This window comes from Streptomyces chiangmaiensis (assembly GCF_036281785.1).
GTDB classification, from domain to species: domain Bacteria; phylum Actinomycetota; class Actinomycetes; order Streptomycetales; family Streptomycetaceae; genus Streptomyces; species Streptomyces chiangmaiensis.
Genome location: NZ_JAYWVC010000255.1, coordinates 1 through 10055 on the forward strand (window position 1 = coordinate 1; position 10055 = coordinate 10055).

Genomic DNA, 10055 nt, shown 5'->3' on the forward strand with positions numbered 1-10055 from the left:
AGTCGCCGAGATACCCGCCTACACCGCGTTCGCCAGCCGGAAGAAGAGCGAGCGGGTCACCGCCCGGTTGATCGTGCGCCGGGTCCGCGACCTGGCCAAACCCGCCGTCGTGGGAGAGCAGGGTGAACTGTTCCCCCTCTGGCGCTACCACCCGTTCTTCACCGACAACCCCGCTCCGATGCTCCAGGCGGAGCGGGAACACCGCCACCACGCCGTCGTCGAGCAGGTCATCGCAGACAGCAAAGCCTCCGCCCTGGCCCACCTGCCGTCGGGACACTTCCATGCCAACTCCGCCTGGTTGACCCTGTGGGCCATGGCCTACAACTTGCTGCGTGCCACCGGAGCACTGACCTCCGCCTTCCACGCCAGGGCCACCACCGCGACCCTTCGTGCCCACCTGATCCACGTCCCGGCCCGGATCGCTCGCTCCGCCCGGCGCATCACCCTGCACCTGCCGCACAACTGGCGCTGGCAGCACGCTTGGAGACACCTCTTCGACACCGTCCACGCCCCGCCCGAACCCGGCTGACAGCCCCTGCCCACCCGCCCGCCAGGGCCCGACCGGAACCGAACCTGTGGAAAAGCTGGGCAGACCAGCGAATACCACCTGCCCAGGCACAGACACCAACCCGAAACCCGCTCAAAAACCCGTCAGAAGATCCATTTCAGGCCACGTCGGTGGATCAAGGCTTAGCCAGTCCCAAGCAGAGCCCTCAGGGAAGCTGACGGTGGATTTCTTCCAGGAACTTCCAGGCGGCAACCGTGTGGCGCCTGCGCACGAAGGGGCTCGGCGGCACGACAACCTCCACCGCGTCCCCCTGGGTCAGGAACAACCCGATGCCGTAGAAGTCCGCGCGCATCACAGCCTCATCTCTGCGCCGCAGCACACCATCGACCAACACCGAACGAGCAGTGAACGGCGTGAACCGCTCAGCCCGCTCCATCGCCGACTCCCAGCTGCGTCCGGGCACAAACACCATGTCGATGTGCACGGGCTGCGTCGCCTGTCGGGTGATCAATCCGTCGCGGCGAACCACCGCGCCCTTCGGCAGAGACTTCAACACCCGACGTTCCTTCTCACTCAACGAGCCAGCGGGAACTGGCTCACCGAGTGGAAGGGCCATTAGGAGATTCAGTACCTCCGGTCGCGTCAGCGGTGGCATCCCCACGGCTGTCCGTCGCTCCCGCTCTTGCGCCTCGTACCGGTATGCCGCCACAGCCTTCGCCCCGAAAGCTTCGACAACCGCCAGCTTTGCCTCGCGGGGTACGAAATCGCCGGGAGCCAGCGCTCCCGCGACCACATCCATGGGCTCCCGTGCCGCGATCGCCATGAACCATCCCGCTCTCGTCCTGACCTGACGCTCTCCCCAGCGGGGCTGTACCCGCTCATCCTTACCGCTTGCCCTGCACCATCGGAAGCAAGTTCGGCCGACCTACTACGAGTCGTCTTCCGCCGCTGTGCCGAAGCGCGGATGACGCGCCGCAGAGCCAACTGACCCAAACCAGCCCAAGACACAGGAACGCTTCCCACGAACACCAAGGCTAGTGCGGACGCTCGTACGATCATGTACCACCTCCCCGGATGACTCCGAACCGGTCATCAGCGGCCCGTCGCCGTCCAAGGTGCGCCCACAGCAGGGTGCCGACGAACGACTGCGATCGTAGCCACCTCAGACCACGACGCCTACATTTGTTCGAATATTCAGGCACTTGCCGTCCCACCAAAAGTTGAAAATTCGATCACCACACGGCAGGCACGCTCTGTTGCTCCCTGTACATGACCCTGGCCGCTACAGGCCAGACGCGTGACCGGTGCGCCTGAAGCCAAGGTTCAGCCGGAGTCGGCGAAGTCGACGACGAGCGGGGATCCGATGCTGAAGTCGAGGTAGCCGCTGATCAATTCGGTCCCGCTCCGGCACCCAGCGTCAGAAAAATGGGGAACGAGGACATCTGCCGCCTCACCTCGCTGGCAACGGCGGCCAGGAAGTACGCATCAAAGTGGATCCTCTGAGGCGCCAGCGGGAAGCGGCAGACTGCTCACGACGTACTGGTTCAGGATGTCGTCCCGATCCATGAACATGATCTGGCTGCGCTTCGCCGCGTCCAAGGCGTTCCCCAACCAGTTGCGCGCCGCCTTCGTGATCTCCCCGCCGGCCACGATGAACGCGTGGTCCACGAGCACGCGACGGTTGGTCTCCGAGTCGAAGATCTCGTGCGCCAGCATCATCAGCGCCTGATTATGAATCTCCGCGATATTGGCGTTGCCTGTCCTGGACCGCCCTGTCGCATCCAGCTTGCCGCGCTTCACCTGGATCCCGAAGTACAGGAAGTGCTGCGTCGGCAGGGTGTAGCGCATCCAGATGTCTTTCCCGTACTCCAGCGCCTTGTCTCGGTGTCCGGCTGCGGTAATGCGGTGGAAGCCCAGTTGCCGGAACAATGGAAGCAGCACTTCCTCAATGAGAGCGTCCTCGCTGCAGGTGTCCAGGAAAGCAGCCAGGGCCGAACGCCGCTGCGTCTCGGCGACACTCAGGGGGCGGTGCGGGTTCTGGGCCGGCCTCGAGACACTGTTCGTTCCGATATGCCTCAGGTAGCAGTGCTTGTCTTCAGCGTAGAAAGCTTCGAAGCCCTCTCGTGAGAGCACATCGTTCAACTGACGCAAGGCATTGGACCGGTCGCGCCCCTCATTGAGTGCGCTGGCCGGGTCCATCAGGTGGTCGATGACTCGGCAGAACGACTCCGGCGGGTGGGCAGGACCCTCGTGCGACTCCGCCAGCAACTGCTCGAGCACGCCGGCTACCCAGCGATGCCGCGTCGAACCATCATGCTCCCAATCCATGTCGAGCTCGCCGAAGAATTCGGTTAAGTACTTGCTCGATCGATATGGAAAGTAAGGGGGCTCGGTGTCCCCTCGTGGAACGTCGGCACCGAGGTTTCCACAGATGAGGTCGCCGAGCCTCTCCAACGTTCTCTTCCTGAACTCCACGACGCCCCTCCCCAGAGCACAGCGGCTACAAGCAGAAGACCATTCTGCCTCGAAGGAGCAAGGGACCTGCGAGAGAAGCCAGTAGCCGACGCTCAAGGCATCGATGGCAAGCGACGGTCGGCCGATGCGGCACCCCGTCCCTGCCACCAAGACCCCGCCGGAACGAGCCGACGGGGGTCTTATCAGTCACAGACGCCCCTATAACGCAGGGGTGCGGGAAACCGGTCTGACCAGGTTGAAGACCTCGCGGGCCGCATATCGCTTGAGGCACCGAATGATCTCACGCCGGGTCTTGCCCTCCTGGGTGCGGCGTTCGTAGTACGCCTGGGTGCGCGGGTCGTGGCGCAGGCGGGTGAAGACGATGCGGTGCAGGGCGGCGTTGGCCTGCCGGTCGCCGCCATAGTTGAGCCGGCGCGTGCTCCGACGCCCGGAGGAGTACTCGATGGGGCTGACTCCGCAAAGGGCAGCAAAGGACGCCTCGGTGTTCAGCCGCTCGGGATTGTCCCCCATGGTGATCAGGAGAGTGATGGCGCTGTCCGGGCCGATGCCCATCGGTACGAGCAGTTGCGGCGCGTGGCGTTCGACGAGCCGGGTCAGGCGTTGGTTCAGCTCGTTGATCTGTCCGGTGAGCTGCTCGATGCGTTCGGCGAGCATGCGTAATGTCATGTGGGTGGCCTGGGCCACCGCGTCCTTGTCTCCCCCGCCATCGGGTGGGCTGAGGGTCGCGCAGGTGCGGAACAGCTCGGCATTGCCCAGGCTGGACAGCCGTTCCCGCAGGACGGGATCGGCGATCACTAGGACGGCCTTGAGCTGGTTGATCGCCTGAGTGCGGGCCTTGACCGCGGAGTCCTTGGCGAGTTTGTAGATCCGGGCGCTGTGCACCGGACCGTCGCCGGATTTCGCCCGGGCCCGAGCGCGACCGCTGAGCACGGCTCGCGCGGCGGCCTGCGCATCGAGCGGGTCCGACTTCCCGAGCAGCCGGCGGGCCGACCGGTCGGGCCGGTTCACTTCGAACACCTGGATCTGCTGGGCCAGCAGATAACGGGACAGCCCCGCGCCGAAGGTACCCGTGCCCTCCACACCGGCCCGGCGCACCGTCCCCCGCTGACGGGCCCAGACAAGCAGTTGTCGGTAACCGGCCGCCGTCGCCGGAAAGGACTCGATTCCCAGGACCTTCCCGAGCGGGGAGATCACGGCGGCGACATGCACCTCGCCGTGTGTGTCCACGCCCAGAACGACCTCGCGCCGAACGGGCGGATCCGTACTGGAAGAAGTACTGCGCTGTCTGGTCGTCATGATGGTTCGCCTCCCACTATGTGAGGTGCAGGGTGGATGGCACCGGCCCGCTCGGGCGGTCTGAACCGTGATGGCGCCTGAAACTCGGCAAGGCCCCTATAGGGACACGCCCCGTGGCTCGGTGACAGCAGAAACCATCCCGCAACGACAGTCGACAAGCCTGTGACTGGACACTTCGGTCATAGATCTCACGAGTCAGACCCCGCACGGGACGGCACTGCACAACCGTCCCATCGATCCCGGTACCGCGGCATGACTCGATCACTGCCGGACGACTCGGAACGAACCGATGCTCAACTTGGCCCGGTCAGGGTTGTCACAGAGTCAACTTCTCGGACATTCGTGACCGCCGCCCGGTGCCGTGTCGGCCGATGTAGCGCGCGAGCTCGCCGCCACCTATGGAGTGCGGGACCAGGGTGACGTCTCGCAGGTCGAGGTGGGTGAGCAGGTCGTTGAGGTCGTCGGCGAAGGTGTCGAAGTCGTAGCCGTCCCAGACGGGCGTGGAGTGTCCGTGGCCGCGGCGGTCGTGCGCGATTCCGCGGTACCCGGCGTCGACGACGGCCTTGAGCTGGTCCTGCCAGGCGTCGCCGTTGAGCGGCCAGCCGTGGATGAACACCACGGGACGCCCCTGGCCCCAGTCCTTGTAGAAGATCTCGACACCGTCGCGGGTGGTGCAGATGGGCATGTGGCCTCCATTGGCGCAGCTCCGGCCGTACGTGGGCAGGCCGGGCGGAAGAGAGGGGTGTTCTGGCATCCGCTTGCCAGCGGAACGCGTGCCCGCACCAATCGCAAGCGTCGACCTCCAGATGGCCTACGTGACGGTGTGGTGCTGGCCGTTCGATCGAGCCGATGCTCGCCGAAGCACGACGATCGCTGCCTGGGGATGAGGCTCTGCGGCGTACGGGATCGCGGAGCAGAAATTATGGACAGGGCGTGCTCTTGTCCGTTGTCCACTGCTGAACGTGCATGAGGGCCTGCCTGACCGGAACTTGTGATCTCAGAGGCTGCCGGGGCGGACGAGGCCGGTCCTCTTCACTCCGGTCAGGATGGGGGTGACTTCAAGGGTGGTGATGTGTTCGAGGGCGCCGATGGTGTCGCTGAGGAAGTAATACAGCGCGTTGAGGTCGGTTGCCGCGACGGCCACGAGGAGGTTGGCGTGGCCGGTGGTGGCGGAGGTGAAGCGGACCTGGGGGTGGCGGCTGAGCTGTTGTCCGGTCTCCTCTAGGCCGCCGGGTGCGACGGTGATCCACAGGAGGGCTTCGGTGCGGATGCCGAGCCGGGCCAGGTCGACCTCGGTCGCGAGTCTGAGGACCTGGCCGCCCACCAGTGCCTCTACCCGGCGGCGGGCGGTGAGGGCGGTGGTGTTGGCGCGGCGCGCGAGGTCGGTGTAGGAGGCTCGGCCGTCCTCGGTCAGTGCGGTGATCAGCTGGTGGTCGAGGGGCTGGAGGACGGGGCGGGTGGGTGCCGCGGGCATGTCGGGCCGCAGGCTGGTCAGTTCGGTCTGCGTCAGCAGGCCGCCGCTCCAGTCGAAGGCGGCCGGGAAGACCCGGAGCAGGACGTGTGAGGTCCAGGACTGGACCGCGGGGGTGGCGGGCAGGTCGCGCAGCAGCAGGTTGTTGCGGGCGTCCGGTCCGTCCAGGAACAGGATGGTGCAGATCTCGTCGCCGCCGCCGAGGACGTCCACCCAGATCGTGTCGGGACGGCGGGCCAGGGTGGCGGCGATGGCGCTGATCCGGTTGGGCTTGCACCGGATGCGCAGGGCCAGCGGGATCAGCTCGGGGAAGTGCACGGGGTTGCGTACGGCGGTGGCCCGCAGTGTCCCGTCGTGGAACAGCGGTGCCGCTCGGCGGACGACGGTGCGCTCCGAGATGCCCAGGACGCGGCCGACCGTGCGCCAGGAGGCGCGTGGTGCGGCCAGCATCGCGGCGGCGATCCGGCTGTCCGTTTCATTGAGCTGATGGCGTGCTTTCTCCATGGTTCAAGATCTTATGTCTCACTTCCTCGATACAGACGGTCGTTTCTGGCTCGGATTCTCGCCTCGGCTTAGAAACGTCTCAGAGCAACCGAAACGAAAGAGAGCAGGTGAGCACGATGACCGCAGGTATCGAGCACACGGTGGTGGACACCGACCGGGGCAAGGTCAGGGGAGTCGCGGAGGGCGAGGCGGTTTCCTTCCGGGGTATTCCGTACGCCGCGTCGCCGGTCGGCGAGCTGCGGTTCGCCGCGCCGCAGCCGCACCCGGGCTGGACGGACGTGCGGGACGCGGCCACGGCCGGCCCGTCCGTTCCGCAGGCGGCCTCCCGGCTGGAGAAGGTGCAGGGGAAGCGCGTACCGGACTGGAACGAGGATGGCAGCCTGACCGTCAACGTCTTCACTCCGCGCCGAGCGTTGCAGGACGGCGCCGCCCGCCCGGTGCTGGTCTGGTGGCACGGCGGCGGCTTCACCAGCGGTTCCGGCGGCTGGGACTAGTACGCTGGGTTACCTCTACCTGCCCGAGATCGGCGCGGCCAACGTCGGTCCCCAGGACCAGGCCGCCGTGCTGTCCTGGGTGCAGGACAACATCGCCTCCTTCGGCGGCGACCCGCGTACGGTCACCGTCGGCGGGCAGTCCGCCGGAGCGTACTCGGCCCTGTCGCTCGCGCTCGACCCCGAGACGAACGGGTCCATCACCCGGGTGCTGCTGCAGAGCGGCCCCTTCGGCCTGGACCCGCAGGATCCGCACCAGGCCGCCGAGAACGCCGACGCCTACCTGCGCCTGCTGGGCATCCCGGCCGGCACGGACACCGCGAAGGCCCTGCGTGCCCTGCCGGCCGAGCAGCTGCTGGACGCCTACGGCCGCCTGTCCGTCCAGCTCGCGGCTCCGGGTAACGCGGCTCCGCCGATGTACCCGGTCCTCGGCGCCCCCGGCATGCCCCGTACCCGGCAACAGGCACTCGTCGAAGGCGCTCTGGAGGGCAAGCCGCTGCTGATCGGCACCACCCGCGACGAGGCGACGGCGTTCTTCGCCTTCGACCCCCGCATCCAGAAGCTCACAACCGACGCCGCCCTGGACGTGCTCACCGCCCAGGTCGGCCGACAGGCCGCGCAGGAGGTCTACCAGCAGCACACCGACCGCCTCCCGCAGGCGACACCGGCGCAGATCTTCACCTCGGTGCAGACCGACGGCCTCTTCCGCGACGGCTCGCTTCAGATCGCCGACCACCACGCGGCCGGCGGCAACACCACCTACGTCTACCAGTTCGACTACGCCCCCGCCGAGGACCCCTACGCCCTGGGCGCCACCCACTGCGCCGAACTGCCTTTCCTCTTCAACACCTTCGACGCCTACCCCGGAAGCCCGATCCTCGTCGGCGCCGGCGAGGCCCAGCGCGCCCTTGGCCTCGAATTCGCGACCGCCGTCGCCGAGTTCGTCACCACCGGAACGACCGGCGACTGGCTTCCCTACGCCCCCGCGACCGCGGCCCGCATCCGCCACTTCGGCTGAGACAGGTGACCGTCATGAAGCACATCTTCCGCACGCCGACGATGCCGCACTGGGCCGAGTTCCTCACCCTGCTGGTCACCATCTACTCCTCGGACCGGCTGTACTCGCTGACCATCGCCGACCGGTTCGCGAACTGGAACCAGTGGGTGCGCCCGCTCCCCTTCACCCTGGCCTCCATCGCGCTCCTCGTCTTCTGCGTGATGCCGGGCGCCGGCCGGCTCTGGAAGACCTTGTACGCCAAGGCCCTGCACACGGCCGTCGCCCACTGAATCCCACCCGAACCCCGACATGTGATGCACGTCACATGTCGGGGTTCGAACTTTCCTGTCCGCCCTGCATCCAGTCCGCGTCGGCCACGTTCGTCCCGGCTCACCAAGGAAGGCTCAATGGGTTATCTGCGCGGATTCATCCCCTGGATCGTCGCCGGCTTCGTGTCGGGCTTCGTCGACTGGCGTTGGGGTGCGGTCAGCGGGTTCGCCTCGGGGCTGCTGCTCCTGCTCCAGGACCGCCGTCGCGGGGTCGGCCTCGACGCGCTGATCCTGGAGGCCAGCACCATCGCGTACTTCGCGTGGGTCGGTGCCGTCGCCGTCGCACGGCCGCACTCGTCCCTGTCGCACCACACCGACGTCCTCTCCTTCGCCTGGCTGGCCGCCACGGCGTGGGGAACGCTGGCGATCCGCCGCCCGTTCACGCTGGGCATCGCCAAGCGCCAGACGCCGCGGGAGGTGTGGGACATGCCGGAGTTCGTCCGCGTCAACAACCACGTCACCAGCGCGTGGGGCACCGGCTTCACGTTCATCGGCGTCAGCCTGGCCGTCGCGGGCGCGGTGGATGCCCCTGCCTGGGTGGGCATCGCCGCCCATGTCGTCGGCCTCGTCGGCCCCGCCGTCTTCACCAAGGTCTATCCCGCCCGCGTCCAGGCGCGCCTGCAGGCCGCCCAGGCGCCGGTCACGGCCGTACCGCAGTAGTGCCGAGCAGCAGTCCGTCCAAGAGGAGTGCGTACGCATGAGTACTGAAGCAAGGAACGTCGTCCTGGTCCACGGCGGGTTCGTCGACGGTTCGGGCTGGAAGGGGGTCTACGACCTGCTGAGTGCCGACGGCTACACCGTCACCGTCGTGCAGAACCCCACCCTCTCCCTCGACGGCGACGTCGCCGCCACCAAGCTGGTCCTCGACACCCAGGACGGCCCGACCGTCCTCGTCGGCCACTCTTACGGTGGCGCGGTGATCTCCGAGGCGGGCAACCACGAGAAGGTGAGCGCGCTCGTGTACATCGCTGCGTTCGCGCCCGACAAGGACGAGTCCGTCAACAGCCTCATCGCCGACCCGCCGCCCGGCGCACCCGTTCCGCCGATCCTGCCGCCCCGGAGGGCTTCCTCTTCCTGGACCGGGAGAAGTTCGCCGCCTCCTTCGCCGCCGACCTGCCCACCCACGAGGCGCGGTTCCTCGCCGACTCCCAAGTGCCGTGGGGCGCGGACGCGTTGGGCACGGCCGTCACCCGTCCGGCCTGGCGTGCCAAGCCGAGCTTCTACCTGGTCCCCACCGAGGACCGCATGATCCCGCCGCCGGCCCAGCGCGCCATGGCCGAACGGGCCGGGGCGACGGTGACCGAGACGAGCGCCAGCCACACCGTGTACGTGTCCCAGCCCGCCGAGGTCGCCGCGCTGGTCAGGACGGCCGCGGCACCCGGAACGCGGGCATGACCGGGGGGATGTCCCTTCCTCGCCACCTCCGGGGCCGGTTCGCGCCGGTCCCGGAGGAGCGCGAGGCGGCCGCTCTCACCATGCGGGGTTCGCTGCCGCCCGAGCTGGACGGCCGCTATCTGCGCAACGGCCCCAACCCGCTGCCCGGCGAGGTCTCCGGTCACTGGTTCACCGGCCCGGGCATGCTGCACGGCATCCGGCTGCGCGGCGGGCGCGCCGAGTGGTACCGCAACCGCTGGGGGCGCACCCGGGAGTTGGAGGGGCATCCCTTCGTCCGCGAGGACTTCACCATCGACCTGGCGGCGACGCCCGCCAACACGCACGTGATCCGACACGCGGGCCTGGTCCTGGCCCTGTGCGAGGCGGGCCTGCGCTACTGGGTCACCGACACGCTGGAGACCGTGGGGCCGTACGACTTCAGCGGACGGCTACGGACCGTGCAGGACAGGGCGGGATCCCCCGCCCCCGGCGAACAGCCGGTGCCGGAGGGGTGACAACGGCCACCGGCCGCTCGAGCGCCCGTGAACCCCAACCCACCCGGGTTGGAATCCCCTTCTTTTAAGAAGGGGAGGATGTCAGTACGCCCGAC

Annotated in this window: 10 protein-coding genes and 2 pseudogenes; 7 read left to right on the forward strand and 5 right to left on the reverse strand. The window is 67.7% G+C overall.

Translation table 11 applies throughout. From position 1 onward, the window contains the following. The coding region (locus VXC91_RS38590) for a transposase (protein WP_329512018.1) at positions 1-529 on the forward strand (529 nt) is incomplete at its 5' end. A gap of 184 nt (positions 530-713) precedes the next feature. On the opposite strand, the gene VXC91_RS38595 is transcribed toward VXC91_RS38590, so the two are convergent. The 5 genes and pseudogenes from VXC91_RS38595 to VXC91_RS38615 all read right to left on the reverse strand — a co-directional run bounded on the left by VXC91_RS38595 (position 714) and on the right by VXC91_RS38615 (position 6254). Next, positions 714-1331 (reverse strand): hypothetical protein, encoded by a 618-nt coding sequence (locus VXC91_RS38595; protein WP_329512019.1) that lies wholly within the window; start codon positions 1329-1331, stop codon positions 714-716. Positions 1332-1993: 662 nt separating this feature from the next. After that, a complete protein-coding gene (locus VXC91_RS38600; RefSeq protein WP_329512020.1) occupies positions 1994-2983 on the reverse strand; it encodes a hypothetical protein in 990 nt (329 codons plus the stop codon). Positions 2984-3181: 198 nt separating this feature from the next. Then, positions 3182-4279: an IS110 family RNA-guided transposase gene (locus VXC91_RS38605; protein WP_329512021.1), complete on the reverse strand. Its 1098-nt coding sequence runs from the start codon at positions 4277-4279 to the stop codon at positions 3182-3184. Positions 4280-4628: 349 nt separating this feature from the next. Then, positions 4629-4964, reverse strand: a pseudogene (locus VXC91_RS38610) (alpha/beta fold hydrolase); the annotation flags it as partial. A 312-nt stretch (positions 4965-5276) separates the two neighbouring features. Next, complete coding sequence (locus VXC91_RS38615) at positions 5277-6254, reverse strand: Lrp/AsnC family transcriptional regulator (RefSeq protein WP_329512022.1); 978 nt, start codon at positions 6252-6254, stop codon at positions 5277-5279. 116 nt (positions 6255-6370) lie between these two features. On the opposite strand from VXC91_RS38615, the gene VXC91_RS38620 reads away from it, so the two are divergent. The 6 genes and pseudogenes from VXC91_RS38620 to VXC91_RS38650 all read left to right on the forward strand — a co-directional run bounded on the left by VXC91_RS38620 (position 6371) and on the right by VXC91_RS38650 (position 9960). Next, positions 6371-6748 carry a carboxylesterase family protein gene (locus VXC91_RS38620; RefSeq protein WP_329512023.1) on the forward strand — a complete coding sequence of 126 codons (378 nt, stop codon included), beginning with the start codon at positions 6371-6373 and terminating at the stop codon, positions 6746-6748. 67 nt (positions 6749-6815) lie between these two features. Further along, entirely contained in the window at positions 6816-7763 is a 948-nt protein-coding gene (locus tag VXC91_RS38625; RefSeq protein ID WP_329512024.1) for a carboxylesterase family protein, read from the forward strand. Between the two features lie 14 nt (positions 7764-7777). Further along, positions 7778-8032: a hypothetical protein gene (locus VXC91_RS38630; RefSeq protein ID WP_329512025.1), complete on the forward strand. Its 255-nt coding sequence runs from the start codon at positions 7778-7780 to the stop codon at positions 8030-8032. A 117-nt stretch (positions 8033-8149) separates the two neighbouring features. Then, complete coding sequence (locus tag VXC91_RS38635; protein ID WP_329512026.1) at positions 8150-8731, forward strand: hypothetical protein; 582 nt, start codon at positions 8150-8152, stop codon at positions 8729-8731. A 37-nt stretch (positions 8732-8768) separates the two neighbouring features. Further along, positions 8769-9466 (forward strand): annotated as a pseudogene (locus VXC91_RS38640) (alpha/beta fold hydrolase). A gap of 8 nt (positions 9467-9474) precedes the next feature. Further along, positions 9475-9960 carry a carotenoid oxygenase family protein gene (locus VXC91_RS38650; RefSeq protein ID WP_329512030.1) on the forward strand — a complete coding sequence of 162 codons (486 nt, stop codon included), beginning with the start codon at positions 9475-9477 and terminating at the stop codon, positions 9958-9960. Positions 9961-10055: the final 95 nt, after the last annotated feature.